Source organism: Rhodococcus sp. IEGM 1330 (assembly GCF_033142445.1).
Classification (GTDB): Bacteria; Actinomycetota; Actinomycetes; order Mycobacteriales; family Mycobacteriaceae; genus Rhodococcoides.
The window spans coordinates 163,292-189,422 of the sequence record NZ_JAWLSB010000011.1 but is presented as its reverse complement, the minus strand read 5'-3'; the positions used below and the strand labels follow the sequence as shown (position 1 = coordinate 189,422).

21 protein-coding genes and 2 tRNA genes are annotated in these 26,131 nt (G+C 63.9%); 8 read left to right on the top strand and 15 right to left on the bottom strand.

Features of this window, described 5'->3' with window-relative positions; all coding sequences use genetic code 11:
- Nucleotides 1–343: 343 nt before the first annotated feature.
- From R4P57_RS23005 to R4P57_RS22960, 10 genes are all read right to left on the bottom strand, one after another.
- Nucleotides 344–2,074, bottom strand: a complete 1,731-nt coding sequence (locus R4P57_RS23005; protein ID WP_317805170.1) for a P-loop NTPase fold protein — start codon at nt 2,072–2,074, stop codon at nt 344–346.
- A 170-nt stretch (nt 2,075–2,244) separates the two neighbouring features.
- The gene (locus tag R4P57_RS23000; RefSeq protein ID WP_317805169.1) at nt 2,245–3,288 is read right to left on the bottom strand and encodes a DUF4041 domain-containing protein; all 1,044 of its coding nucleotides are present in this window, start codon (nt 3,286–3,288) and stop codon (nt 2,245–2,247) included.
- Between the two features lie 229 nt (nt 3,289–3,517).
- Entirely contained in the window at nt 3,518–4,786 is a 1,269-nt protein-coding gene (locus R4P57_RS22995; protein WP_317805168.1) for a hypothetical protein, read from the bottom strand.
- Between the two features lie 427 nt (nt 4,787–5,213).
- Nucleotides 5,214–5,290: transfer RNA gene (locus R4P57_RS22990), tRNA-Leu, on the bottom strand.
- 44 nt (nt 5,291–5,334) lie between these two features.
- Nucleotides 5,335–6,786, bottom strand: coding sequence for a short-chain fatty acid transporter (locus tag R4P57_RS22985; RefSeq protein ID WP_317805167.1), 1,452 nt, complete (start codon nt 6,784–6,786; stop codon nt 5,335–5,337).
- Nucleotides 6,787–6,902: 116 nt separating this feature from the next.
- A complete protein-coding gene (locus tag R4P57_RS22980; RefSeq protein ID WP_317805166.1) occupies nt 6,903–7,847 on the bottom strand; it encodes a Ppx/GppA phosphatase family protein in 945 nt (314 codons plus the stop codon).
- Nucleotides 7,844–8,374, bottom strand: a complete 531-nt coding sequence (locus R4P57_RS22975) for a DUF501 domain-containing protein (protein WP_317805165.1) — start codon at nt 8,372–8,374, stop codon at nt 7,844–7,846. Before R4P57_RS22975 ends, R4P57_RS22980 begins: the two co-directional genes overlap by 4 nt.
- Complete coding sequence (locus R4P57_RS22970) at nt 8,371–9,084, bottom strand: FtsB family cell division protein (protein WP_317805164.1); 714 nt, start codon at nt 9,082–9,084, stop codon at nt 8,371–8,373. Before R4P57_RS22970 ends, R4P57_RS22975 begins: the two co-directional genes overlap by 4 nt.
- 34 nt (nt 9,085–9,118) lie before the next feature.
- Nucleotides 9,119–10,405: a phosphopyruvate hydratase gene (eno, locus tag R4P57_RS22965; protein WP_317805163.1), complete on the bottom strand. Its 1,287-nt coding sequence runs from the start codon at nt 10,403–10,405 to the stop codon at nt 9,119–9,121.
- Nucleotides 10,406–10,493: 88 nt separating this feature from the next.
- Entirely contained in the window at nt 10,494–11,216 is a 723-nt protein-coding gene (locus R4P57_RS22960) for a lytic transglycosylase domain-containing protein (RefSeq protein WP_128645303.1), read from the bottom strand.
- A 177-nt stretch (nt 11,217–11,393) separates the two neighbouring features.
- On the opposite strand from R4P57_RS22960, the gene efeU reads away from it, so the two are divergent.
- The 4 genes from efeU (at nt 11,394) to R4P57_RS22940 (ending at nt 15,398) form a co-directional block, all read left to right on the top strand.
- A complete protein-coding gene (gene efeU, locus R4P57_RS22955) occupies nt 11,394–12,275 on the top strand; it encodes an iron uptake transporter permease EfeU (RefSeq protein ID WP_317805162.1) in 882 nt (293 codons plus the stop codon).
- 14 nt (nt 12,276–12,289) lie between these two features.
- Nucleotides 12,290–13,429, top strand: a complete 1,140-nt coding sequence (gene efeO, locus R4P57_RS22950; protein ID WP_317805161.1) for an iron uptake system protein EfeO — start codon at nt 12,290–12,292, stop codon at nt 13,427–13,429.
- Nucleotides 13,410–14,657, top strand: coding sequence for an iron uptake transporter deferrochelatase/peroxidase subunit (gene efeB / locus R4P57_RS22945; RefSeq protein ID WP_317805160.1), 1,248 nt, complete (start codon nt 13,410–13,412; stop codon nt 14,655–14,657). The genes efeO and efeB overlap by 20 nt, the downstream gene beginning before the upstream one ends.
- 99 nt (nt 14,658–14,756) lie before the next feature.
- Nucleotides 14,757–15,398 carry a dihydrofolate reductase family protein gene (locus R4P57_RS22940; RefSeq protein ID WP_317805159.1) on the top strand — a complete coding sequence of 214 codons (642 nt, stop codon included), beginning with the start codon at nt 14,757–14,759 and terminating at the stop codon, nt 15,396–15,398.
- 104 nt (nt 15,399–15,502) lie between these two features.
- Here the strand turns inward: R4P57_RS22940 and R4P57_RS22935 are convergent, their stop codons facing one another.
- From R4P57_RS22935 to R4P57_RS22925, 3 genes are all read right to left on the bottom strand, one after another.
- Nucleotides 15,503–16,417, bottom strand: coding sequence for a MazG family protein (locus tag R4P57_RS22935; RefSeq protein WP_317805158.1), 915 nt, complete (start codon nt 16,415–16,417; stop codon nt 15,503–15,505).
- Nucleotides 16,418–16,419: 2 nt separating this feature from the next.
- Nucleotides 16,420–19,998 carry a transcription-repair coupling factor gene (gene mfd / locus R4P57_RS22930; protein WP_317805188.1) on the bottom strand — a complete coding sequence of 1,193 codons (3,579 nt, stop codon included), beginning with the start codon at nt 19,996–19,998 and terminating at the stop codon, nt 16,420–16,422.
- A gap of 217 nt (nt 19,999–20,215) precedes the next feature.
- Nucleotides 20,216–20,785 carry a TetR/AcrR family transcriptional regulator gene (locus R4P57_RS22925; RefSeq protein ID WP_317805156.1) on the bottom strand — a complete coding sequence of 190 codons (570 nt, stop codon included), beginning with the start codon at nt 20,783–20,785 and terminating at the stop codon, nt 20,216–20,218.
- Between the two features lie 55 nt (nt 20,786–20,840).
- Between R4P57_RS22925 and R4P57_RS22920 the strand changes: the two genes are divergently transcribed.
- Nucleotides 20,841–21,821 (top strand): alpha/beta hydrolase, encoded by a 981-nt coding sequence (locus tag R4P57_RS22920; RefSeq protein ID WP_317805154.1) that lies wholly within the window; start codon nt 20,841–20,843, stop codon nt 21,819–21,821.
- Here R4P57_RS22920 and R4P57_RS22915 read toward each other — a convergent pair whose 3' ends face one another.
- Nucleotides 21,822–22,466 carry a ScbR family autoregulator-binding transcription factor gene (locus R4P57_RS22915; protein ID WP_032395696.1) on the bottom strand — a complete coding sequence of 215 codons (645 nt, stop codon included), beginning with the start codon at nt 22,464–22,466 and terminating at the stop codon, nt 21,822–21,824.
- 189 nt (nt 22,467–22,655) lie between these two features.
- Entirely contained in the window at nt 22,656–23,294 is a 639-nt protein-coding gene (locus tag R4P57_RS22910; protein ID WP_094613864.1) for a TetR/AcrR family transcriptional regulator, read from the bottom strand.
- Nucleotides 23,295–23,515: 221 nt separating this feature from the next.
- Here R4P57_RS22910 and R4P57_RS22905 point away from each other — a divergent pair.
- The 3 genes from R4P57_RS22905 to R4P57_RS22895 all read left to right on the top strand — a co-directional run bounded on the left by R4P57_RS22905 (nt 23,516) and on the right by R4P57_RS22895 (nt 26,092).
- Nucleotides 23,516–23,586: transfer RNA gene (locus R4P57_RS22905), tRNA-Gln, on the top strand.
- A 53-nt stretch (nt 23,587–23,639) separates the two neighbouring features.
- A complete protein-coding gene (gene glmU, locus R4P57_RS22900) occupies nt 23,640–25,112 on the top strand; it encodes a bifunctional UDP-N-acetylglucosamine diphosphorylase/glucosamine-1-phosphate N-acetyltransferase GlmU (RefSeq protein WP_317805153.1) in 1,473 nt (490 codons plus the stop codon).
- Nucleotides 25,109–26,092, top strand: coding sequence for a ribose-phosphate diphosphokinase (locus tag R4P57_RS22895; RefSeq protein ID WP_317805152.1), 984 nt, complete (start codon nt 25,109–25,111; stop codon nt 26,090–26,092). Before glmU ends, R4P57_RS22895 begins: the two co-directional genes overlap by 4 nt.
- Nucleotides 26,093–26,131: the final 39 nt, after the last annotated feature.

Here is a 26,131-nt window from a genome sequence, read left to right as displayed (position 1 = left end):
CTGGGACGTAACGCGGCGACCTCTGCTTGAGGACCCTCCGCCGGAGCCCCCCGTTCCGCCTCCAGCACCTCCTCCTCCCCCGCCGCCGCGGCCGCCGCCGCGACGGGGGAGCGTCGCCGATAGGGAAAAGATTGGTACCGAAGGGCGTCGCGCATCAGGGTCTTCGCCGATCAGGGCTCCTGCGATGGCCGAAATTAGTGGGTCGTAGGCGGAGTCTCCTTCGGACTGCGGCGGGACATCGTCTCCTGCTGGCCCAGTGCTGCCGCCCGTTGAGTCGCCAAGCGACGTCCACTGGTCCCGAGCTTGGTTCCAAGCGGCCGCATCGCTCCCGCCGAACGCGCCATTAGTTCCCATTCGCGCTCTCTATTTCCATCCTGGCGGCTTCAGCGACCATGCTGTCGATCCGGTCGTCGTTGGCGAGTCGTTGAATTGTCGGGAGATAATGCGCCTTGAGCGCGGCACCATTCATATTGACCACGGTGCCCGTCGTCAGACGATGGAGTAGCTCACCGGCGGCCTCAATGACCAAATCCACCAGGTTGGGCGTCGTATCGGACCATTTGATCGCCATCTCGAAGAGGACGTCCAAATCGTCCAAGCGCCGTCCCTGCCTCAGGGCGAATTCCATTGCGGTCCGCTGCTCGGCTTCGCCCAGTGCGGTTAACTCGACCAGGGCCGCTTCCCGCGCGGCAGTGCCGTTGCCAAGAAGGCTACTGATCAGCCGGATCACAGCGTCGCTGGTCTCCTCGCCTGCACGGACGTTGAGGAGCGAGGCAGCCAGGTCAAGATAGAGGCCAAGGTCAAGGCTGGCGAGTGATGGTTCGCTTGCTGCCCAGTAGCGAGTTTCCTCGCTGATCTTGTCAGGACAGTTGACATCCTCATCTCCATTGGCCCACGCTTCCCAATCTGTAAGCAGCGCGGTGCGGTCAGACTTGGCCGTGGCCGCCAAGGTCTCGAATGACGCGCGGTGAAGGTCCTCCAGCAGCAGCATTTTCATGAGAACCGCGGTTGTGATAATGACTCTTCGAGATTGCGCGACCATTGACCGCACGCCGAACGCATTCAGGAAGCGCTTGATCTGGCGGGGATTGGCCAGCCTGTCAGAGGAGAGTCCTTCGGCCAATTGGGCCGAGAGGTCCAGGGTTTCTTGGCTCGGTGTCCAGGACAGGTTGCCAAGGTCACCCAGCAGCGGAGCCAACCCCTGTTGCCTTCGATCGGAGCAATGCAGCGTGAGCGTTTCGAGTTGCGCCTCGTCCGCCCCCTCGGTGCGCGCGAGCAGCAGCCCGATGTATGCCTCGGCGTCGGCCGTCGCGAGTCTCGGAAGTGTCACCGGCAGTTGGACAATCTTCTCCAGGTATCGAGTCGCGAAGGCGCCGCTGCGGTTTGTCTCGCCGAGGCTGACGGCGATGGAGTCTCGAACCATCTCCTGATCGGCAGCGATCACGAAGACCATCTTTGGTACCGCCAGGAAGAGCTTGATCCCTTCGAGGGTCGCCATCACCGCGGGGGGCAGGCAGCGGTCCAGATCGTCAACGAGCACGACGACTCGGTCGATGTTCGGAAGACCCCTCACGAGTGTGTTGAAAGAGTCTTTGAATCCAGCCATCGACTTGGCGTCAGAGCGTCCCCTCGGCGTAAACGCGTCGATCAACTCATCGGGATTCCATTGCATGGTGAGCGAGCCCTTGCCAAGAGCAAGTCCCACGCGTGTCCAGCTGATGCGCTTAACCAGATCAGTTATGCGGCCCTTGATCGCTCCGTCATCGTTGAAGATCGAGCCGAGCTGATCTAGAACCTCCGCGATCAGTGACCCCCGCACGTCGTCATGGTTGTCGTATTGCCAAGGGTCAGTCCGAATGACGACGTAGCGGCTGCCGGTTTCCAGACGCTTTTCCAGGAGGTTCAGAACTGTGGATTTTCCGCCGCCCCAAGGGCTGTGGACGCCGATTGCAAGTGGATCGACATCGACCGTGCCGATCGCCTCGACGATGGGCTCCACGACCGCGTCGAATCCGAGCAGATCAATGATGCTTGGGTTGTCATCCCAGAGCCTGAGAGCGGTCAATTCAGTCATCAGTTGCCACCTCGTGTTGTCAGCCTTTGAATTGAGTCGAGCCAACGATGTATGTAGGAGAAGAGAGCGAACGCGTCGTAGAAATCGATCAGCTCTTCATCTGCACTGACCCAGGTCGCGCCTACACAAGTCGACCCGCGTCAGTTCTTTTACCCCGGCCGAAGTCTTGATTACTCTTCCGGCCACGACAGCACCCTGGTCGGCCAGGAACCACGACTCTGGAAATATTGTGTAGCTTCGGGTTCTTCTGTGTACTCCAAAAGGTTACCCACCTTTCGAGCCAACACCTCTCGCACTTGGCTAGGCTCGGCGAAGAAGAATTCACGCCGGAGATTCGCGTGGTTCAGTCGACGAGTCGCGAAAGCCGCGTGAAGTGCTCCCTCTAGGGCAACGGCGTCGTCGGAGAAATACAACGCGTGCACATCGAATGGGAACGGTACCGAGGCGCTCCCCAATTCGCGGACCCGATCCATCGGTTCGAGCCGCCGCGTCATACCGATCTTGACCACATCCGGTCCGAATGCACCGCGGTTGCTGATCACGTAAACATAGCCGGCGCGAATATTGGCACGTCGATAGTCGTTCTGCGCGATGGCCTGGTCGAGTTCGCCCAACTTGTCTCGAATACGCTGAGCCTCCTCATCGGTGCGGCCGGCCAGGGAGTCAAGCACGTTCTGATAATGCGCTCGTTCCTTGTCGAGCTTCTCCCGCTGCGCGGCCAATTCCAGCTCGACCTTGCGTTCCTCTCGGAGACGTTCGCGCTCCTCGCGTTGAGCGAGTTTTTCTTCCTGCACTTTCATCATGTAGTCGGCTGTGAGCTCGAGTTCTTCTACCCGGAGCCTGTGATAGGTCTCGGCGACATGCATCTGCATCATGTCTCCGAGCTTCGCGATCGTGGCAGCTGCCTTCTCCAGACGGCTGACTGCAGTCGCAAGGTTTCCGGCCCGGATGGTACGAACACAGATGTCGGCCTCGGCGTTGTAGGCGCGCAGCATGAGCTTCGACAGATCCGACGTCATCTTGCGGCCTTTGGCAAGAGAATTGTTAAAGCTGAACATGTCCGACGCGACTATGGCCTCTCCCCCGACGACCGCAGCCTTGATCTCGTCACGAACCGCGGCCAACCGTTCACGGAATTGCTCGGCGTTCTCCAGGGGGTGCTGGTAGGTGTAGATGCCCACCTCCTGCAACACGATCCGGTCGTCGGTCTCCACCAGGCCAGTAGGCACCGGCCCCGAAGCCGGCGCTGGTGAGGAACCCCGTCGCGCAGCTTGCGATCGCGCCTCGTCGCGTTCTTGCTCGACCACTTTGAGTCGATCCAACAGATCGTTGAGCTCGCGCTCTTTGGCTACCAGGGTGGTTCGGAGAGCCCGGATAGTGTCGTCTGGGCCTGTCATCGTGGCCTGCACGCGTGGTCGCAAACAAAGTTTTTTTGAAACGAACTCACCCGCGAACTCCCCGTGTGTTGCCCACGGGTACCAGGTCGTGTGGATTCTTCGATATACCGGCGTTCAAGTGCTCGAGCGTCGCGGCCGCCTGAACGCCGGATAGATTGAGCCGCTCGAAGGCGGTTCGGTCCGTCGCCAGTTCAACCAATGTGATCCGAGTGGGATGGCCAGTGGCCGGGTCCACGGTGTCGACCCCGACTGTCATCGCCAACGTGCTGATCACACCGTCACGGTCCGCCTCGAAAATTTCGTGGGCGGTGCGGACCGCGACCTCGGCCACTGCGGTGGCATAACGATCCTTGCGCGCCTTCAGCGGTAGCGGCGTGCTGGTGATCGTGTCAGTCGCCTTGGTGTACTTGAACGACTTCTCGGTCGGCAAATACGAAGGCAAGGGAACCGAAACAGTCAGTTCGAGTTCCTGATCCGGGCCGTGAAAGGAGAAGTCGTATTGGACCTCGAAACACTCCGGATACACCGAATTCCCGAGCACGATGGAGACATACTCTTCGAGCGCATTCGGCTCACCCTCCTGCAGCCCAACCATCAGCCGTTCCAACGCGATATTCACCTGCATTACCTGTTTGCGGCGTTCTGCGCACTCCGCCTCATACTCGGACTGAGCGATAGAGAGGGCCAGTAGCCGACTCGCCTCGGCGGCACCGTGCGCGCGCTCGTTTACTTCCTGGGCGTGATTGCGTTGAGCGACAGCCTGTTCCCACCCCTGCCTCTGCTGCCAGTACATCGCCTGCGCTTGCTCCACAGCTGCTACACGGCGTTTTCGTCCCCCCAGTAGGGAGCCGAGACCCTCGGGTGCGGCTGGTTCGACGTAGACCGGCTCCGGTGGGAACGGTAAAGGTAGAGGCGGGGTTGTCGGTGTAGTCAGATCCGGTCGATCGAACGCCGGATGCTCGATCTCCTGGCGTAAAGCGTTCAGGTCGACATAATCGTCGACGTCCAGCGTGGCCGCCAGGATGCCGTCGATCGCCTCATACATCTCTGCCAAGGTGGCGTTGCGCGCCTCGACCTCTGCCAGTTGCGCCTCCACGTGCAAGCGGGCGCGTTCTTTCACTGCCGCTGCAGAAGCTTGATTCGCCGCGCGGTCAGCGGAGGCGCACGCGCGCTCCCAATCGCGCCGCGCCTTCTCCGACAACCGCACCGCACGAGCAGTCGACTGCGCGTGGGCCCGTGCTTGCTGGCGGTCACGTTGTTCGCGTAGCCGGTTCTGGTGCTGCATCTCCGCGAAAAAACCCCGACGCTTCGCCACCCGAGTCACCTCTGTTCTGATCGTTGCGAGTTCCTGCACTGTAGCGACCCATCCAGACAAATCCGGTGCCCTTCGACTTCGGCCGGCGGCCCCTTCATCTACTCGAATGACACTTTCAGATGACATTGCCGGGACGGATCGAGTCACCGGCAAAGCCAGTTGCATGGACGGATGGAGTCGTGCAGCACGCGTCCAGTTTGTGATGACTTGTGACATTCTGTGACACCGAGCCATGACACTCGAGGCAATACCCACTCCTAGGAAAGCACTCTGAGCAGCACAAACTCGGCCGAACGCACGATTTCTGTGACAACGAACAGAATCCGCTGCTCCGCGGGGTCCATGCACATCCGCGAGCGTCCACCCAGTACATCGACGCCCCTCGAAATACGCTGTGCCGCAATCGAGAATGGATTCATATGGACTCTGGTGCCCCCAGTCGGACTCGAACCGACACTGTGCGGATTTTAAGTCCGCTGCCTCTGCCAATTGGGCTATAGGGGCCACCGCCGGAGTCGCGCTCCAGCGGTGACGATCATATCGGGCTGCTACTGGGCCGGGATGACCGGCGGCACGAAGTCGAAGGTCATACCGAGGAGCCACACGAGCAACAGGACCACCGGGAAGTGAAAGATGAACTGCAGGAACGTGAATCCGATCAGATCCCGAGCTCGCAGACCCAGAACGGCCAACAGTGGCAGCATGAAGAACGGGTTGATCAGGTTCGGCAGCGCCTCGGCGACGTTGTAGATCTGCACGGTCCAGCCGAGGTTCATCTGCACGTCGGTCGCCGACTGCATCACGTACGGCGCTTCGACGAGCCACTTGCCGCCACCGGACGGGACGAAGAGTCCGAGTACGACGGTGTAGATCGCGATGACCACAGCGAAGCCTCCACCGGACCCGATCTCAGTGAAGAAGGTCGCCAGATGCTCGGAGATCGTGACGCCTCCCCTGCCCTCTGCCTTGGTCAACATGGCCGCCATTGCCGCATACAGCGGGAACTGCACCAAGATGCCTGCGGTGGCCGGGACTGCCTTGCTGACGGAATCGAGGAAGCGCCGCGGGGTGCCGTGCAGTACGAGCCCGAGCATCAGGAAGACCAGAAGGTATCCGTTGAGGCTGCTGACCACCGACAGCACCGGCAGCGTCAACAGCTGGGAGACAAGCCATCCCAGCGTCATCGCGCCGACGAAGAGCGGAAGAATACGGCTGTACTCGAGCCACTCCCCTGGTCGACTGCGCGGAGCAGGCTCTGAAACCGTGTCGTCGAGATCGACCTCCATGTCTGCGGCAGTCTTGATCGCGGCACCCTTCGGAGCCGACACGTGTGCGATGACGACCGTCAGAACGATGATGATCACGCACATCAGAAGCGACTGCCACGTGAAAATGGTGGTGCCGAAGTCGAGCACACCGGTGACCGAAAGCAGCGTCGCCGGAAGCGAACTGGCCGTCGCCTGCAACTGCGCAGCCGAGGACGACATTCCCAGCGCCCACACGGCTCCGAGTCCCATGAACGCGGCCGCACCGAGCGCTCTGTAATCCACGCGGAGATCGTCACGTCGCGCGATGGCTCGGGCCAGCAGCCCGGCGAACACCAGGCTCAGTCCCCAGTTCAGGAAGGACACCGAGCATGACAGCAACGCCACGAAACTGACTGCGCTACTGGAACTCTTGGGCACCTGCGCCAATCGGGTGATCAATCTGGCGACCGGTGGAGATGTGGCCACGACGTAGCCGGTGAGAACGACCATCGCCATCTGCAGCGTGAAGGCGGTCAGATCCCAGAAGCCGTTACCGAACGCGTCGACCACATTCTGCGGAGACGAACCGTTGGCGAAGGCAGCGACAGCCACGACCACCACACCGACGAGCGCGAAGATGTATGCGTCGGGAAACCACTTCTCGGTTCCCCTGGCGAGCATCTGCGCTACACGCGCCAGACCTTTCTCGGCCGGCGCCTGGTCGGCCGGAGCCTGGTCGGCGGGTGACGTCATCGGTGGTCCTCACCTCGAAGGGAGCCGTGACGTGGGCCACAGCACCTGTAAGGCTTCACCGAATCACGCAGCGATGCAACCTACATCGCCGCAGACCGCATCTGCAGAATTGCAGGTCAGATCTTGATCGACATCGCGATTCCGTCGAGGATGTCGTGCTCGCTGACCGTCAACGAGCTCACGGCACCGCGCCGCTCGAACTCCTCGGCCAACACGCTGCACACAATGGCGCCACCGCCGATGACGTCGACCCGCCCGGGGTGCATGGGGCCCAACGCACTTCGGTGAGTGTGGGTCATCCCGATCAGTCGCTCGCACACCTCGAAGAGCTGATCGAACGGCACACGCGAGAGGTGCACGGCATCGGCGTCGTACTCGGGTAGTTCCTTGGCGATGGCCGCGATGGTCGTCATCGTGCCGGCCACCCCCACCCAGCTCGACGCGTCGCCGATCGGCACTTCCTCGAAGGCCTCGGCCAACTTCTCGCGGGCGTACTCACGCGCTCCGTTGATTTCGTCGGCGGTGGGCGGGTCGCTGTGCAAGAAGCGCTCGGTCAGGCGCACACAGCCGATGTTCGCCGAGAACGCGGACTTCACGCCTTTGGCGTCGCCCAGCACCAGTTCGGTGGAGCCGCCGCCGAGATCGACAACAACGAAAGGCCCTGCAGCAGCGTCGAGTTCACCCACGGCACCGGCGAAGGACAACCGCGCCTCTTCGTCACCGGTGATCACCTCGGCTTCGGCACCGGGGATCACCTTGCCGAGTACCTCGCGCACCATCGAGAAGAAGTCCTCTCGATTGGACGCGTCACGGGTGGCCGAGGTAGCGACCATACGTACCGCGGTGGCCCCGGTCTTGCGAATGATCTCCGCGTACTCCACCAATGCCACCCGGGTGCGCTCGATCGCCTCGGGCACGAAGGCTCCGGTCGCGTCGACGCCTTGCCCGAGCCGCACCACTCGCATCTCACGCGAGACGTCGGCGAGCGACTTGCCGTTGTTGTCGGCGACGAGCAGGCGGATCGAGTTGGTGCCGCAATCTATCGCTGCAACCCTGGTCATTGTTTCTCCGCACGTAGTTCTTCGATGGTCGGCCAATCGGCCGGAATTGCCTTGCCGCGCAACGAGTTCTCAGCTGCCAACGCAACCGACTCGTCACCCAGTGGGTTGACGCCCGGCCCCTTGGCCAACGAATGCGCGATGAGCACGTGCAGGCATTTGACGCGATCGGGCATACCGCCGCCGGTGAAATCCGTTCCGAGAGATTCGATCTCGTCGCGCTCGGCCAGATAGGACTGATGAGCACGCAGGTATAATGCGGCCAATTCGGGATCGGTACCGAGACGCTCGGTCATCTCCCGCATCACCCCGGCCGATTCCTGTCGGCTCGCCTCGGCCGTCAGCCGCGGATCCGTCAAATAGAACAGGGTGGGAAAAGGCGTGCCGTCGGGCAGCTTCGGGGCGGTTTTCACCACACCCGGCCTGCCGTCCGGAGATCGGTACGCGATCTCGAGTACGCCACGCGGTTCACGTCCGAGCTGCGATGCGACCGCATCGAGATCTTCCTGCGAGACTGCCGAGGAATTCACCCGACCGGTCCTCCTTCTGGTTCTGGCACCGGCGGCGGGGCCGGTGCGGGTTCTGGCTGTACTAAAGGCATCGGTGCCGACGTCGGCTCCGGGGGCTCATCCGAACCCTGGGGCTGGACCGCGGTGTTCCACAGTTCTGTGAACCACGGTCCCGTCGGAGTGGTGTCGACCGCGAGGTCCTCGGAGCTCGGCGAGTAGTCGCCGGGCAGCTGCACCTGATACGGCGTCTCCCCCGGCATGACGAAACGCAGGCGTTGACGCGCGTCGGCGGCTATGCGGGAAGGCTCGTCCAGTTGAGACTTCTGAACCTGCAGGCGGCTCACGTCATCTGCCAGCGCCTGCCGTTCGGCCAACACGGATTCGAGCTCACTGCGTTGCGAGAAGTAGGTGCGCAGCGGCACCGCCAGCGTCAACGCCAGCGCACACACCACGACACCGAGAACGACGGCTCGCCCCGTGGACAGTCCGAAGAACGTCCGCTCGGGCATCTTGGGCCGACGAACACCGACGCGCCGCGGCGCGGCCTTGCCGCCGACGACCGCGTCGCGCACCTGCTCGGAGGGTTCCGGTGGGGTGGCCTGCCGACCGGAGGCGTTCTCGTCGCGAGAGACGCCCCCGGCCTTGGACCGACTCGAAGAGGAGGCACGGCCGCGGGGTCGGGGATCACGTCCACCTGGACTGGTCCCGGACCTGCCGCGCCGTGCCATCATTCACTCTCCACTTCGTGTCATACGAGCCTGTTCGCTATCCCTCGTAATTGAACCGGGGGAAAGACAACTCGCCGGCGTAACGCGCCGCGTCACCCAGAGCTTCTTCGATACGCAGCAACTGGTTGTACTTGGCAACGCGCTCGCTTCGAGCCGGAGCACCGGTCTTGATCTGGCCGCTGCCGACGGCAACTGCCAGGTCAGCGATGGTGGTGTCCTCGGTCTCGCCGGACCGGTGGCTCATCATCGTCTTGTAGCCGTTGCGGTGCGCCAGATCCACGGCGTCGAGAGTCTCGGTGAGCGTGCCGATCTGGTTGACCTTGACCAGCAGCGCGTTGGCCGCACCCTTGACGATGCCGTCTTCGAGACGCTCGGGGTTGGTGACGAACAGGTCGTCGCCGACGATCTGCACCTTGTCGCCGATGGCCTCGGTGAGCGCAACCCAGCCGTCCCAGTCGTTCTCGTCGAGCGGATCCTCGATGGAGACCAGCGGGTAGGCGTCGACGAGCTCGCCGTAGAACGCCGACATCTGCTCGGCGGACTTGGTCTCACGCTCGAAGGCGTAGCCGGTGCCTGCGGTGTAGAACTCGGTGGCCGCAACGTCGAGCGCGAGCGCGACGTCCTGACCCGGCTCGAGGCCGGTCTTGCCGATGGCCTCGAGGATGAGGTCGAGGGCAGCCTTGGTGCCGGCGAGGTCGGGAGCGAAGCCGCCCTCGTCGCCGAGGCCGGTGCCCAGGCCTTTGGCCTTGAGCACGGACTTGAGTGCGTGGTAGACCTCCGCACCCCAGCGCAGCGATTCCTTGAAGGTGGGTGCGCCGATGGGGGCGATCATGAATTCCTGCACGTCGACGCCACTGTCTGCGTGCGCGCCACCGTTGATGATGTTCATCATCGGAACGGGGAGGATGTGCGCGTTGGGGCCGCCGAGGTAGCGGAAGAGTTCGAGTCCGGTGGACTCGGCAGCGGACTTGGCGACGGCAAGCGAGACGCCGAGAAGGGCGTTCGCGCCGAGGCGAGACTTGTCGGGCGTTCCGTCCAGATCCAGCAGGGCCTGGTCGACGGTGCGCTGCTCGATGGCGTCCAGACCGATGACGGCAGGCGCGATCTCGTCCAGCACAGCATTGACGGCTTTCTCGACACCCTTGCCGCCGTAGCGGTCTCCGCCGTCACGAAGCTCGACGGCCTCGTGCTCACCGGTGGATGCACCGGAGGGAACGGCGGCGCGACTCAGCGTCCCGTCGTCCAATGCGACCTCGACCTCGATCGTGGGGTTGCCACGAGAATCGAGGATTTCGCGCGCTCCGACCTGCTCAATGATGGCCACGAATGCTTCTCCTATAAACGGGTACCGACGGACTGTGCCGGGTGCAAGACTAACCGCTCACCTGTAACTCCCGCGATGCATGGAGGTCCTACGGCCTGGTGCCCACCGAGTACGCGGCCGCACGATCACGCACATCCCGCAGATACTGACCCGACAGGTTGTAGGCCATCAACGCCGTCTCCCAGCCCTGCGCGGTACGCAGATCACCGCCGCGTGCACACAGGTATCGCGCCGCGGTCAGCGCCGCGTCGTCGATGTTGTCGGGATCGGCGACGCCATCGCCGTTGGCGTCGACGCCCCATTTCTTCCACGTCTCGGGAATGAACTGCATGGGGCCCATGGCCCGATCGAACTCGGTGTCCCCGTCCATGACGCCGCCGTCGGTGTCCGGAATCTCGGCGACGCCCGGTCCGCCGTCGAGTGGGATTCCGCGAATCGGCGGCGCAACCAGACCGTCGGGTGCGACCGACGAACCCTGGTACGTGCCGTGCCGACTCTCGATGTACCCGATGCCGGCGAGGGTCGTCCACGCGATTCCGCAGTCGGCATCCGTCTCGGTCATGATCGCCGCAGCGTGCCCGTACGACGCAAGGGCGGTCACCGAGATGCCCAGCGCGTCGGTCTGGGGTTCGGCCCACGCGAGCAACAGGTCGGCTGTCCGTCCGGGCGCGTTGAAGTCGATGGCCGGCACTTCGGTGCCGGGTCCGGGCGGGATGCCCTCGGGAATCTCGCGCTTCGGTTCGCCGGTACCGCACGCCGTCAACGCGAGAAGGACCGACGCTGTGGCGAGCACGCAGATACGGGAGATCACCACTCCATCCTCCACACGCAAGGTAATAGAAAGCTAAAGACCGAGATAACCCCTGGTCAACGCGTATTCGGCCTCGGTTGCAGGGTGTATGTTTTGGTCAGCCTTCACACATGAGGGTCGCCTACCCTTTGCGAGGGAAGGCGTACCAATGTTCGACGCACCGCAGGAGCCTGATTCATGCCACTTCTCGCCGCCGCAGGCTCAGCGCCGTCGATCGCCACCCAGATGTTCGGCAGTGGCTTGATAGGCCTGCGCGAAGGGCTCGAGACCGGCATCGTCGTGATGATCCTCGTCGCGTTCCTCGTCAAAGCCGATCGACGCGACGCGCTCAAGTGGGTCTGGCTCGGAGTCGGCCTCGCCGTCGCCATGGTCGCCGCCATCTTCTTCGTGATCCATTACGGCACGTCCACCGTCACCGGACTGACCGCCGAGATCATCGCCGGAGCAGCATCGCTCGTGGCCGTCGTCATCGTGACGGCGATGGTGCTGTGGATGCGCACCGCCGCGAAGAACATCTCCGGCGAACTGCGCGCGAACATGGAGAAAGCGCTGACCGTCGGCCCCGCCGCAGTACTGACGCTGGCGTTCTTCGCCGTCGGCCGCGAAGGCGTCGAAACCGCATTGCTCATGGTCGGCTACGCCGAGAACACCAACGGCAGCCTGTGGCCACTGCTCGGACTCCTGCTCGGCATCGTCGTCGCAGCCGTGCTGACGGTGTTCCTGTACTTCGGTGCCGTCCGCATCAACTTCGCCGTGTTCTTCAAGTACACCGGCGTATTCCTCATCGTGGTCGCCGCCGGAATCCTCGCCTACGGCATCCGCGCACTGCAGATCGGCGGCATCCTGCCCGGCGGCAGTGCCGTCGCCTTCGACATCACCGCACACTTCGACGCCTCGAGCTGGTACGGCACCGTGCTCGCCGGCATCTTCAATTTCCGGCCCGAACCCACTGTGTTCCAGGCGATCGCGTGGGTGCTCTACATCGTGGTCGTCCTCTACCTCTTCCTCCGCCCGGTCCGCGTTCCCGCGACTCCCGAGCCTGCTCTGCAATCCTCCTGAAAGGCACCACCACCATGCGTCGTACCACCTACGCTCTGGCCGCCGTCGCGGTTCTGCCGATGGCTCTGGCCGGATGCACCGAGAAGTCCTCCACCGAGGCCGCGTCGGGCGACATCACCGTCACCGCGACCGACTCCTCCTGCGACGTCGGCGCATCCGAGGGCACCACCGGAAACTCGACGTTCCAGATCACCAACAACGGCAGCAAGGTCACCGAGTTCTACGTCTACGGCGAAGGCGACCGCGTCATGGGTGAGGTGGAGAACATCGGACCCGGCCTGACGCGTCAGCTCATCGTCGCCCTGCCCGACCCCGGCACGTACCAAACCGCCTGCAAGGCAGGCATGGTGGGCGACGGCGTCCGCACCGATTACGTCGTCACCGGCGACTCGGTGCGCACCACGGACGAGGACGGACTCCTCGCCGAGGCCGCAGCCGGCTACAAGCGCTACGTCGTCAGCCAGATCGACGCACTGCAGGACACCACGACGTCATTTGTGACGGCCGTCAAGAGCGGGGACGTGAACGCGGCCAAGGCTCAATTCCCCATCGCGCGTAGCTATTACGAGCGCATCGAGCCCGTCGCCGAGAGCTTCCCGGACGACCTGGACCCGCGCATCGACCTGCGTGAGCCCGACGTGGAGCCCGGAGCCGAATGGACCGGCTTCCACCGCATCGAGAAGGACCTGTGGACGCAGGGTCTGCAGCCCGATACGAATGCAATGGCCGATCAGCTCGAGGCCGACATCACCGAACTCGCCGACAAGATCAAGGCCGAGAACTTCACCGTCGACCCGATCCAGGTGGCCGGCGGCGCACAGGGATTGCTCGACGAGGTCGCCAAGACCAAGATCAGCGGCGAAGAGGACTTCTTCTCGCACACCGACCTGTGGGACTTCCAGGCCAACGTCGACGGCTCGCAGGCCGCCATCGCCGCCGTCCGTCCGATCCTCGACGAGCGCAACGCCGAACTGGGCACCGCCATCGATGCGCGCTTTGCCGAGCTCGATGCCGAACTCGCCAAGTACCGCAGCGGCGACGGCTTCGTCTTCTACGACACCGTGACCGAACCGCAGCGCCAAGAACTGTCCAACAAGATCGATGCATTGTCCGCCGAAGTGAGCCAGGTGCAGGGTGTCGTTGCCGGACAATAAGACTGGACACATTTCCCGGCGGCGCCTCTTCGGTGCCGTCGGGACCGGTGCTGCGCTCGTCGGAGTCGGGGCCCTCGCAGGACATGCGACGGCGTCGGGTGCCGAGGTGCCTTCGGATGTGGTCGACTTTCGCGGCGACCACCAGGCCGGAATCGTCACCCCGGCGCAGGATCGTATGCACTTCGTCGCCTTCGACATCACCACCGACTCTCGCGACGAATTCGTCGCGCTGCTGAAGAAGTGGACCCTGATGGCCGAACGCCTCACCAAGGGTGAGGAGACGTTCGACGGCGGTGCGGTCGACGGCGGCCAGTACAGCCCGCCCACCGATACGGGCGAAGCTCTCGGTCTGACGGCGTCGTCGCTGACGTTGACGATCGGTTTCGGGCCGAGCTTGTTCGATCGCTTCGACCTGGCATCGAAAAGGCCTGCATCCCTTGCCGATCTGCAGCACTTCCCTGCCGACAACCTCGATCCCGCCCGCTCCGGCGGAGACCTGTGCATCCAGGCCTGCGCCGACGACCCACAGGTTGCCGTCCACGCGATCCGCAACCTCGCCCGTGTCGGGTTCGGCACCGTGTCGGTCAAGTGGTCGCAACTCGGCTTCGGTCGCACCTCGTCCACCTCGACCACCCAGGCAACGCCGCGAAACCTGTTCGGGTTCAAGGACGGAACGGCGAACCTCAAGGCCGAGGACCCGTCGTTGCTGGACGAGAACGTGTGGGTTGCTTCCGATGACGATCAGGAATGGATGGCAGGCGGCTCCTACCTCGTGGCGCGTCGAATCCGCATGCTCATCGAATCCTGGGACCGCACCACACTCAAGGAACAAGAGCGAGTGATCGGGCGCAGCAAGGGAACCGGCGCGCCGCTCGGCCAGAAGGACGAATTCGACGCACTCGACTTCGAATCCCAGGGCCCCGAGGGCACCTTCATCGACAAGACCGCCCACGTGCGCCTGGCGTCGAAGGAGAACCTCGGCGGAGTCCAACTCCTGCGTCGGGGATACAACTTCACCGACGGATCCGACGGCTTCGGTCACCTCGACGCCGGACTGTTCTTCATCGCCTACTGCCGCGACCCACTGACCCAATTCGTCCCGATGCAATTGGCGCTCTCCCGCAAGGACGCATTGAACGAATACATCCAACACGTGGGATCTGCGGTATTCGCCTGCCCACCCGGACTCGATGAAACCGAATACTGGGGTTCGACGCTGTTCGAGTGATCCTCCCGCAGGCCCCACCCCGTCCCGTCCGGCGGTGAGTTCGTACGGTCGGCTCGGTCTACACGTCGTACATCTTCATCATCGACATCGGGAGCACACATGGGACAGCTGGTTCGGGTACAGAACTTCACCGTTTCGAGCGATGGCATCGCTGCGGGAGTGGACCAGAGCTTGGAGAGCCCGTTCGGTCTCGATCATGGAAGCCTGATGGCGTGGTTCCTTGCCACCGCCACCTTTCCGGGGAACGTCGATTCCGGCGGTAGCCGTGGCCTGGACGACTACTTCGCTCGCGACTTCTCCAACAACATCGGTGCCGAAATCATGGGCCGACACAAGTTCGGACCTCAACGCGGACCGTGGGCCGACCACGAATGGCAGGGCTGGTGGGGCGAAGAACCACCGTTCCACACACCCGTCTTTGTGCTCACCCACCACAAGCGACCATCGATCACACTCTCCGACACCACGTTCCACTTCGTCGACGGTGAACCGTCCGAGGTGCTGAAACAGGCAAAGGAGGCGGCCGACGGCAAGGACGTGCGCCTCGGCGGTGGCGTCACCAGCATCCGGGAATTCCTCGACGCAGATCTGATCGACACCATGCACATCGCCGTCTCGCCCGTCGAATTCGGCTCGGGTCTGAAGCTGTGGGATTCACCCGACGAATTGAACGACAGATTCGAGCACGAGGTCGTCCCCAGCAGCAGCGGCGTCACCCATCACCTGTTCTGGCGCAGGTAGCCGGTCCGGATCAATGCGGCTTTGTTGCACTCTGAGCGACTGAAACCCGCATTGATCCCGACCCGAGGGACGAGGCGAGGTTCCGGGGGGGGAGGCGGGGTATGTCAGCCCCGCAGACCCCAGTGCTCGATCCAGTCGAGTGCAGACATCTGTCCCGGGCCGATGCCTGCGTTGCGGGCCGACGCCTCGGCATTGCGGACAAGGGACGCGAAATCCAGTACCCGACGCCTCAGCAGGTCCTCGGCACTGTCTCCCCCGTGCGAGTGATCGACCCCGATGTGTACGACGCGAAGGCCGTCGGGAATCAGCTCGTCGGGCAGGCCGGCCTTGGTGGCCCGTCCGATCACTTTCTGCGCCAGGGCGAGTGACGGCTGAGACAGGGCGATGCCGTCGACGCAGGATCCTCGTGCCTTCTCCGACGCCTTCTTCTCTTCCCAGACTCGCTCTTGCTCGGCGATGTCGATGGGCCCTGCGTTCGTGCGACCGAGGTGCGGGCTTCGGTGGGTGAGTTTGGCAACGAGTCCCGCGGCGACGTCGTCGACATCGAATGCGTTCTCGGCGGCATCCTGAGCGATTCTGGAATGAAAGAGCACCTGCAGCAACAGGTCTCCGAGTTCTTCGCGCAGGTCCACCAGGTTGCCCGCGGCGATGGCGTCGAGCAGCTCGTATGTTTCTTCGAGGAGGTACCCGCGCAACGACTCGTGGGTCTGCTGCGCTTCCCATCCGCCGAGGGTGCGCAGCCGATCCATCAATCGGACTGCCGCGATGAGGTCGTCACCGGGAAGCTTCTCGGCGGCGATCACCCGTTCGCCGCGCGCGATCCGTTCCTGGACGTCGGGGTTGGCAGGATCGGTGCTCACCAGCACTGCGTCGACGGCGTCGGGCGCAGCGGTTCCCGAGAACAGCCACCGTACTCGCACCGGCACTTCTTCGGTGAACTGCACTGCGCCGCCGAGGAATTCGACAGCATCCACCGGTACTTGCGTGGGTCGAACAGGGTCGAGCAGAACTACCGTCACCGCTACACCCCCACTGTTTGCTCCAACAACACCGACCGAGATGGCTTCCCGTCCAAGGATAGGATGAGATCGGCGATGAACTGCACCAATTCGACGTCGCGCACGCGCGCCGCCCCCACCCCGCCGCCTTCGACGCGCGGCAGCGGTAACTGCACCACACCGGTGGTGGCCCGGTACGCAGCGCTCGGGTAGAGCCGCTTGAGTCGGATCTGCTTGGAATCGGGTAGGTCCATCGGAGCCAGCTTCACCTGCGTTCCGGCAACATTGACGTCGGTCAGGCCGTACTCCTTGGCGATCAGGCGCAGCTTGGCGATGGACACCAGTCGTCCGACCTCCTCGGGCAGCGGGCCGTACCGGTCGACGAGTTCCTCGATGACCGCGTCGATACCCTCGGAATCGGCTGCCGCAGCAAGCTTTCGATAGCCCTCGAGACGCAACCGATCGCTGGTGACGTAGTCGGGTGGGATGTTGGCGTCGACGGGGAGGTCGATGCGTACTTCCTTGGGTGCCTCGTCGGTGGTGATGGGCTTTCCGTCGGCGGCCGCGCGGTACGCCTCGACGGCTTCACCGACGAGCCGCACGTACAGGTCGAATCCGACGCCCGCCACGTGGCCGGACTGCTCGGCTCCCAGAACGTTTCCGGCACCACGGATTTCGAGGTCCTTCATCGCCACGGCCATACCGGCACCGAGGTCGGAGTTCTGCGAGATGGTCGCCAACCGGTCGTAGGCGGTCTCGGTGAGCGGCTTCTCCGGCGGGTACAGGAAGTATGCGTAACCGCGCTCGCGGCTGCGGCCCACTCGACCACGGAGCTGGTGCAGCTGGGACAGGCCGAGTGAATCGGACCGCTCCACGATCAGCGTGTTGGCGTTGGAGATGTCGAGGCCGGTCTCGATGATGGTGGTACACACCAGTACGTCGGTCTCACGTTGCCAGAAACCTTGAACGGTGCGTTCGAGTGTTTCCTCGTTCATCTGACCGTGCGCTGTGGCCACCCGCGCCTCGGGAACCAGATCGCGAATCTTCTTGGCGGCCTTGTCGATCGAGCTGACTCGGTTGTGCACGAAGAACACTTGGCCGTCGCGCAACAGCTCACGCCTGATGGCCGCCGCGACCTGCTTGTCGTTGTACGCACCCACGTAGGTGAGCACCGGGTGCCGCTCCTCGGGCGGAGTGAGGATGGTCGACATCTCACGGATCCCGGCGAGGCTCATCTCGAGCGTTCGCGGAATCGGAGTCGCAGACATCGTCAGGACGTCCACGTGAGTTCGGAGCGACTTGATGTGCTCCTTGTGCTCGACGCCGAAGCGCTGCTCCTCGTCGACGACGACCAACCCGAGGTCCTTCCAGGCGACACCGGTCTGCAGAAGACGGTGCGTACCGACGACGATGTCGACCGTCCCGTCGGCCAGCCCGGCCATGACCTCCTTGGATTCGGAGCCATGGGTGAACCGGGAGAGCCCCTTGACGGTCACCGGGAACGACGCCATGCGCGCGGTGAAGGTCTGCAGATGCTGTTGCGCCAGAAGCGTTGTCGGAACCAGTACGGCGACCTGCTTGCCGTCCTGCACTGCCTTGAACGCGGCGCGAACCGCGATCTCGGTCTTGCCGTAGCCGACGTCACCGAGAATGACGCGGTCCATCGGAACCGCCTTCTCCATGTCGGCCTTGACGTCGGTGATGGCTGTCATCTGGTCGACCGTCTCGGTGAAGCCGAACGCATCTTCCATCTCGAGCTGCCACGGGGTGTCGGGTCCGAAAGCGTGCCCGGGAGCGGCCTGACGAGCGGCGTACAGCTGCACGAGTTCGCCGGCGATCTCGCGAACTGCCTTACGCGCCTTGCGTTTGGTGTTGGCCCAGTCGGATCCGCCGAGCTTGCTCAGAGACGGCAGCTCACCACCGACGTAGCGCGAGAGCTGATCGAGCGAGTCCATCGGGACGAAGAGTCGGTCTCCGGGATGGCCACGCTTGCTGGGTGCGTACTCCACGACGAGGTATTCGCGTCGGGCACCGCCGATGGTGCGTTCGACCATCTCGACGAATCGACCGATGCCGTGCTGATCGTGCACGACACTGTCGCCGGCGACGAGGGCGAGCGGATCGACCTGATTACGACGCTTCGCGGGGAGCTTGCGTCCCTCGCCCGCTGCGGCCACGCGGTTGCCGGTCAGATCGCTCTCGGTGACGACCACGAGTTTCGCGTCGGGAAACACCAGGCCGTCGTGCAACGATCCGCACAGAACATTCACAACGTCGGCTACCGGAACCGCACCGGAATCGAGATGTGTCGCAGGCACTTCGGCCTCGGCGAGACGTTCGATGATGCGGGTGGCGGTACCTGCGCCCGCGACGGAGATGACCGCCCGACCACCGGTGGCGATATGCGCTCGCAGGGTCGCGAACAGGGCCGTCAGCGCCTCCTCGGACCCCCGAACCTCCGGGACCGAATCGACGGCGAGCTCGACTTCTTCCCCGTTGCCGGATGCCAACGGGCTGATGGTCCACCACGGCCGACCGTGCACCTGCGCGGACTCGCGTACCTGCCGAAGCGAACGGTAGGCCGAGGCACCGAGATCGAGTGACGCACCTTCGAGGCTGGAGGTGTCGAGGGTGGAGGTATCGAGCGGCGCAGCTCCACCGATCGATGCTGCCGTCCAGGATGCTTCGAGGAACTCCTGGCCCGTGCGCACCAGATCTGTTGCGCGCGTGCGGATTCGCTCGGGGTCGCAGAGCAATACGTGTGTTCCTGCGGGGAGGGTATCGGCGAGCAACTGCAACTCACCCGGCTGCAGCAGCGGCAGCAACGCCTCCATGCCCTCTACCGGGACGCCGGCGGACAGCTTGTCGAGCATCTCGACCAACGCGGTATCGCCGGCATTGTCGGCTGCGAGAACCGCGGCGCGGTCGCGGACTTCCTGTGTGAGCAGCAGTTCGCGGCACGGCGGAGCGATGACGAAATCGACCTCGTGGTCGGGTAGCGAACGCTGATCGGAGACCGCGAACGCGCGGAGTTCGGTGATCTCGTCGCCCCAGAATTCCACGCGCACCGGGTGATCTGCCGTCGGCGAGAAGAGGTCGAGGATGCCGCCGCGGACGGCGAACTCGCCGCGCTTACCGACCATGTCCACACGCAGGTAGCCGAACTCGACGAGACGGTGGATCAAGCCGTCGAAGTCGATGTCCAGGCCGACCTTCAGGGTCACGGGTTCGATCTCGCCGAGACCGGGAGCCATGGGCTGCACCAACGAGCGGACGGTGGTGACGATGACGCGCAGAGGATCGCCGTAATCGGTGTCACCGGGGCGAGCAAGCCGGCGGAGCACGTCCAGTCGCTTGCCGACGGTGTCGGCGCTCGGTGAGAGTCGCTCGTGCGGCAGCGTTTCCCACGACGGGAACATGACCACGCCGCCGCCGAGGATCTGGCGGAGTTCGTCGGTGAGATCGTCCGCTTCCCGCCCGGTGGCGGTGACGATCAACAGCTGAGCGTGTTGCGCGATCGCGGCGGCGACGAACGGGCGAACCGAGTGCGGTCCGATCAGCGTGTGCTCGGCGGTTCCGATCGCGTCGGCGACGGCCACCATGGACGAATCGGTCAGCGCGACGCTGGCCAGACCCGAGAGTTGCAGCGCCGCGTCGGGAACGATCGGGGCCGGCCCGGATGGAGAAATGGCAGGCAGAGAATCGGAAGACAACAGCAATGCTCCTACACGCGATTCGAGGCGACGGTTGCATACGCACAGTCATGGACGAGTCTATGGGAGTACACCGACAGCCCGGCAGGCGGGAGAGGCCGACGGGCTACGTCAGAGCTGCATCCACCATCGCCGAGAGAGCCTCGGCAGCAGCAGCCGAGTCGTACTCCGGGTCGTGCAGGCGCTCGGTGACTATCGCGTCGATCCCACCGCCGACGATGATGGACAGGGTGCGTGAATCGACGCCTGCCGTCCCGCGAGTCCGGACGGATGCGTCGATGATGTCGGCCAACGGACGCCATCGGTCCTCCGGGGTGTGCCCCAGAGCAGAGTTGCCGAGCGCCTCGACCAACATGCGGGTGTGCGTCGGGTGATCGCGCAGGTGGCCGACCATCGCACGTACGTACGCCTGGGGGCCCTCCCGGGCGTCGACGGCCTCGACAGCGGCCGCCACATCCTCCACCAGTGCCGCGAGAACGAACCGATACGCGGCGTCGATCACTGCATCCTTGGTTCGGAAGTGATACAGCACAGCAGCTTTGGTGATCCCGGCATTGTCTGCAATGCGTGCGAGCGAGACCTTCGCGTACCCGTGCTGGGCGACCGAGTCGATCGTGACATCGATCAACTGAGCGCGTCGCGCCCGCTCGACGAAGCTCGGTTCTCTCGTTGCCACGATCGCCAGCCTACCGTACGGTTGAATTACTTACCGATCGGTTAGGAGATTCGAAATGACCGTCCGAACACCGAACACGCGGCGTCGATACCTGAAGATCGCCGCTGGGGCGTTGACCGTCGGCGCGCTCGTCCTCGCGTTCGCACTCCGGTCACCGTCACCGGTCGGCCATTGGAACAGCGCAGCGAGCGAGGACAGATTTCTCGCCGCTTACGACCGTGCGTTCGACGATCTGCCCGATCCGGCGGAGACGCTCGACATCAGAACTGACTATGGCGTCGTCCGCGTGTACCGATTCGAGGGCACCGGAACCTCCACGCACCCTCTGCTCTTGCTTCCCGGCCGCTCCTCGGCCACGCCGGTATGGGCGGCCAACCTGCCCGGCTTGCTGACGATAGGCGACGTCTACACCGTCGACCTGCTCGGCGAGCCGGGACGCAGCATCCAGGAACGGCCGATCACCAACGACGAGGACCAGGCCGCGTGGCTCGAACAGACACTCGACGCTCTGCCGACCGACAAGGTCCATCTCGTCGGTCTGTCGATCGGTGGGTGGACCGCAGCGAACCTGGCCCTACACGACAGCACGCACCTCGCCACACTCACGCTGATCGACCCGGCCCAGACCTTCGCCGACATTCCCTGGGGCACCGCGATTCGGGCCCTCCCTGCTGCCGTGCCGTGGCTCCCGAACTCCTGGCGGGACAGCTTCAACTCCTACACCGCGGGCGGTGCCGAGGTCGAGGACGTTCCCATCGCGGACATGATCGAAGCCGGGATGCAGGGCTACTCGCTGAAACTGCCGCAGCCCACGCGCATCGCCGAGGAGCGACTCGCGATGCTCGACCTGCCTGTCCTGGCCGTCATCGCGGGCAGGTCCGTGATGCACGACGCGCAGGAAGCAGTCGCCACGGCCGAGAAGACACTGCCCGACGGGACCGTCCGGCTCTATCCGGACGCCTCACATGCCGTCAACGGCGAGTATCCGGAACGACTGCGCGACGACATCGCTGACTTCGTGATGCGGTACCGGTAGTTACGGGCCGAAGCGGATCACTCGACGCGCCGCGAACTCGCGGAAATAGTCGAGTTTGTTGGCAGGAACCAGGGCCGGCAGCAGGTAATACCACAGGCGTTCCATGCGCGACGGCAGTTCCTCGGTGGTGGAGGTGGCGACCGCAACCATGTGCACGCCGGTGAGAATTTCCAGGACGAGCGAACCGATGGTGCGCGAATCCGAGTTGGGGTCGATGTCGCCCTGTGCGATGGCCTTGGCGGCGAGCCTGTCGAACGATTCGCTCCACCCGGCCATGACATTGCCCTCGGTGCCCCGGTAATCGCCGATCTGATGGCTCAATCGGAGCATGGCCGAGACCATGGGATCGCTGACCGACAGGTCGACGACGATGTAGGAGATGCCGATCGCCGCCTCGAGCGCCGGGATACGGCCGTCGTTGAACTGCGAGCAGGCCGTGGTCAGACGAGCGTTGCCCTCGTCGATGACCGCACGCGCCAGTTCTTCCTTGGACCCGAAATGGAAGTACAGCGCGCCTTTGGTGACCTGAGATTGAGAAATGATTTCGCTGAGGCTCGCGTTCGCGTACCCGAGGCGAAGGAAAACGTTCGCTGCGCCCGCGAGCACGGTGTCGCGGGTTATTTCAGCGCGGGCCTGCCTGACCATGGGATCCGCCTTCGCAATTCTGAACTGCCACTGCGCAAATTACGCCCGAACGGTACCACTGAGTGGCTTTACGTCTCATGCCAACATGCATCGGTCCGGTTGAGCACTACCTCGAGAGTGACGTAGCTCTCATGGCCGACAAAGGGGACGATACCCCTTCTTTCAACGCGAAGAGACGAAACCGAGTACTCATTCCTCGGTCAGTCGAGGGTCCGCTTCCAGATTTGTCAACCCGTTCCAGCACAAGTTGACCACGTGTGCTGCAACCACTTCTTTCGACGGTGTTCGTACGTCGAGCCACCATTGCGCCGTCATCGACACCATTCCGACCAAGGCCTGGGCGTACATCGGCGCGAACTCGGGATCGAGTCCGCGGCGAGAGAAATCCCCGGCCAGCATGTGCCCGACGCGACCGATGGCCTCGTTGAGCAACGACGAGTACTTGCCGTCCTCGGCGGCCGCAGGGGAATCGCGAACGAGAATGCGGAAACCGTCGGTCCGGTCCTCGATGTAGGTCAGCAGTGCAAGTGCGACACGTTCGACGCGAATCCGCGAGCGATTGAGGTCGAGCGATTTGGTGATCATCCCGAGAAGCGTCGACATCTCCCGGTCGACTATGACGGCGTAGAGACCTTCCTTGCCGCCGAAGTGCTCGTAGACGACCGGCTTGGACACGTTCGCGCGTCCGGCGATCTCCTCGACCGACGCGGCCTCGTACCCGCGTTCGGCGAACAGCGTCCGGCCCACCTCGATCAACTGCTCACGCCGTTGCGTCCCGGTCATTCGGACCCGAGGTGAGCGTTCCTGCTCGGAGGCTGCGCCTGTCATGGAAAACCGCTCCCGTTACCGACCCTGCATTTCCCGACGCCGGAATCGACGCCGCCTCCACACTAGCGATGTCCGATCCATCCGTTTGTCCTTGCCAATCTGGATCGCGGTTCGACTCACCACCACCTCGCGTGCGAGGATCGGTGCGCTCAGTGGGAGCGCAGCGGCAGACGAATGAGTCGTTCGATTCGTCGGCCACTGGTGAAACCGCTGGCCGTTTATCCGCCGTGGTGTAATGGCAGCACCTCTGATTTTGGTTCAGATAGTTCAGGTTCGAGTCCTGGCGGCGGAGCGAGCAACATCATTCATGCATTCCGTCATTCGCGTTACCGCCTGAGGAGCTCAATGCCTGTGCAGACCGCCGTGGTCGTTCTCGCTGCGGGTGCAGGTACCCGAATGCGGTCGAAGACTCCGAAAGTTCTGCATCCCCTCGCCGGACGCACCATGCTCGCGCACGCCCTCCACGCAGCCGCTGACCTGGGCCCCGACCACCTGGTGACCGTCGTCGGACACGATCGTGAACGAGTGACCGAGGCCGTCCAGGACCTTGCGGCCACCTTCGGTCGGACGATTCACACCGCCGTCCAGGATCGCCAGCTCGGCACCGGGCACGCCGTCCAGTGCGGCCTGGCTGCCCTCCCCGACGATTTCGAAGGCACGATCCTCGTCACCGCGGCCGACGTACCCCTGCTCGACGGCCACACTCTCAAGGCTCTGCTCGACGAGCATCTGAGCGCCCCCCGGCCCGCGGCCGCCACGGTTCTGACCTTCCTCCCCGACGATGCCAACGGCTACGGCCGTATCGTCCGCACCGACGACGGCGAAGTGGCCGAGATCGTCGAGCACGCCGACGCCACCCCCGCTCAAGTGCTGATCGGTGAGGTCAACTCCGGCGTCTACGCGTTCGACGCCGTTGCGCTGCGTACCGCCCTGGGCAAACTCAGCACCGCCAACGCTCAGCACGAGCTGTATCTGACCGACGTCGTCAAGATCAGCAAGGCCGACGGCAAAGCCGTCTACGGCACCCAGCTCGCCGATCCCGATCTGGTCGTGGGCGTCAACGACCGCGTCCAGCTGGCCCACGTCACCTCCGTGTTGAACCGTCACATCATCGAACGACACATGCGGGCCGGCGTCACCGTTGTGGATCCGTCGACCACCTGGATCGACATCGACGTCACCCTCGGCGCGGACGTCCGCATCGAACCCGGCGTCCAGCTCCACGGCAAGACCCACATCGCCGACGACGCGATCGTCGGACCCGACTCGACGCTGCGTGACGTCGAGATCGGCGAGCGCGCGTCGGTCGTGCGCACCCACGCCGAGCAGGCCGTGATCGGACCGGACGCCACCGTCGGACCGTTCACCTACCTGCGTCCCGGCACGGTGCTGGGCGAGGGCGGCAAGCTCGGGGCGTACGTCGAAACGAAGAATTCGACGATCGGCAAGCACACCAAGGTTCCGCACCTCACCTACGTTGGGGACGCCACGATCGGCGATTACAGCAACATCGGTTGCTCCAACGTCTTCGCCAACTACGACGGCGTCAACAAGAGCCGCACGGAAATCGGATCCCACGTACGGACCGGTTCCGACTCGACGTTCGTCGCTCCCGTACATGTGGGCGACGGCGCTTACACCGGTGCAGGAACAGTGGTTCGGGACGATGTTCCTCCCGGCGCGCTGGCCGTCTCCGGTGGCAAGCAACGCAATATCGAAGGCTGGGTCATCGACAACAGGCCCGGAACCGAAGCTGCGAAAGCAGCGGCGCTCGCAGATCGTGATCGGCACGAACAAAAGGACGGCGAAGAGCAGTGAGCACCCCCAATTGGATCGACAACCAGAAGAACCTGATGTTGTTTTCTGGTCGAGCACATCCGGAGTTGGCCGAGCAGGTCGCCAAGGAACTCGGGATCGAGATCACCCCGCAGACCGCGCGTGACTTCGCCAACGGCGAGATCTTCGTTCGCTTCGAGGAGTCGGTCCGCGGATCGGACGCCTTCGTGCTGCAGTCGCATCCGTTCCCGCTCAACACGTGGCTGATGGAACAGCTCATCATGATCGACGCGCTCAAGCGCGGATCGGCCAAGCGCATCACCGCGATCCTGCCGTTCTACCCGTACGCCCGTCAGGACAAGAAGCACCGGGGACGCGAGCCCATCTCCGCTCGTCTGGTCGCAGATCTGCTCAAGACCGCCGGTGCCGACCGCATCATCACCGTCGACCTGCACACCGATCAGATCCAGGGCTTCTTCGACGGCCCCGTCGATCACATGCACGCACACAGCCAGCTCGCCGATCACATCCGGGCGACCTACAGCCTCGAGCACATCACCGTGGTCTCCCCCGACTCCGGCCGCGTGCGCGTCGCCGAGAAGTGGGCCGACTCGTTCGACGGCGCGCCGCTGGCGTTCATCCACAAGACGCGTGACCCGTTGGTGCCGAACCAGGTCAAGTCCAACCGCGTCGTCGGTGACGTCGAAGGCCGCACCTGCATCCTCATCGACGACATGATCGACACCGGCGGCACCATCGCCGGTGCCGTGAAGGTGCTCAAGGAAGCCGGAGCCGGTGACGTCGTCATCGCCGCCACCCACGGCGTTCTGTCCCACCCGGCCGCCGAGCGTCTCGCGAACTGCGGTGCCAAGGAAGTCGTCGTCACCAACACTCTGCCGATCAGCGACGAGAAGCGCTTCGCAACACTGACCGAGCTCTCGATCGCGCCGCTGCTGGCTCGCACCATTCGCGAGGTCTTCGAAAACGGCTCCGTCACAAGCCTTTTTAACGGCAGCGCATAGTACCCCTGGGTCGTTCCGCAGGCCCCACTCCCGACCTCC